This window comes from Sedimentitalea sp. XS_ASV28, assembly GCF_041224545.1.
Classification (GTDB): domain Bacteria; phylum Pseudomonadota; class Alphaproteobacteria; order Rhodobacterales; family Rhodobacteraceae; genus Sedimentitalea.
On sequence record NZ_JBGFGP010000052.1, the window covers coordinates 1 to 1,135 of the forward strand.

Below are 1,135 nucleotides of genomic sequence, written 5' to 3' on the forward strand. Positions count from 1 at the left end.
CGATCGGCTGGCAAACTTGGCGACAAGTGGCATCTGGAGGAAGTTGTCGTCTCGATCAGAGGGCGCAAAAATTGGCTGTGGCGGGCGGTCGATCAGGACGGCTTCGTGCTGGACGTTCTGGTCCAATCCCGGCGCAACAAGTGGGCAGCTCTGCGCCTGATACGCAAGCTGCTAAAGCAGCAGGGCCATCCGCCAAGAGTTCTGATCACCGACAAACTTCGCTCATAGCAGGCGGCAAAGCGAGAGATCATGCCAGGGGTCGAGCAACGCTCGCACAAAGGCTTGAATAACCGGGCTGAAAACTCACACCAACCGACCCGAAGGCGCGAGCGAATCATGAAGCGGTTCAAATCAGCTCGACACTTGCAGCGTTTTGTTTCCGGCCATGACCCGATCGCAAACCTGTTCCACCTGCCGCGCTTTGGGATGACATCCGCAGACTTTCGCGAACTCCGCGCCGCGGCCATGGATGCGTGGCGCGGTATCGCACAACTCGGAGCTGCGTGAAAATCACCACAAGCCCCTATTTCGAGCCGATCCCGTTAACTTTACAGTGCCCACACCATCAAACCGTGGGATCAAACAGTCCGGGGAAAATCCGGATGGATCAGGCAGCGTGGTAATGGTAGTCTTTGACATGTGGCATATCCTTTTCTCGGCAGAGAATTGACGGCGTCTGAACACCGCCATGATATGCCGTCCCTCAGGGCATCACCAACTTTCGCGCGTTTCTCGCTGCGCGACGCGGTTCATCTGCTGCGTCCCGGCGATCTGCCTGGCCTGGCGGCGCGCTGTGGAGCGGTCTGTGTCGATCAAGGCTCTGGAGCGGGCCTTGACCGACCCTCGAGTCGGGCCAGATTGCCACCTGGCTTGATTCAGGGAAGGGCGGTCCGGTCAACCGTGCCGCGATAGTGCTCGAGGCGGTGTTAACTGATCCGAGCCTCTCGTGCAGCAGGTCGATTAGATCGCCGTTTTCACCCGTCGCGCAATCGGTCCTGACCTGCCCCCCGCGAAATCCCTCATCATGATGTAGAGTCTGCCCAACCTTGAAGGAGCAGACGAATGCGAAAGAGCCGTTTTACCGAGGCGCAGATTATCGGGATGATCAAGGAGCAAGAGGCGGGCATGCCGACGG

The 1,135-nt window shown here is 58.8% G+C and carries 1 pseudogene; it reads left to right on the forward strand.

Going from position 1 to position 1,135, the window contains the following annotated elements:
• Positions 1-507 (forward strand): annotated as a pseudogene (locus AB9K34_RS01710) (IS6 family transposase); the annotation flags it as partial.
• Positions 508-1,135: the final 628 nt, after the last annotated feature.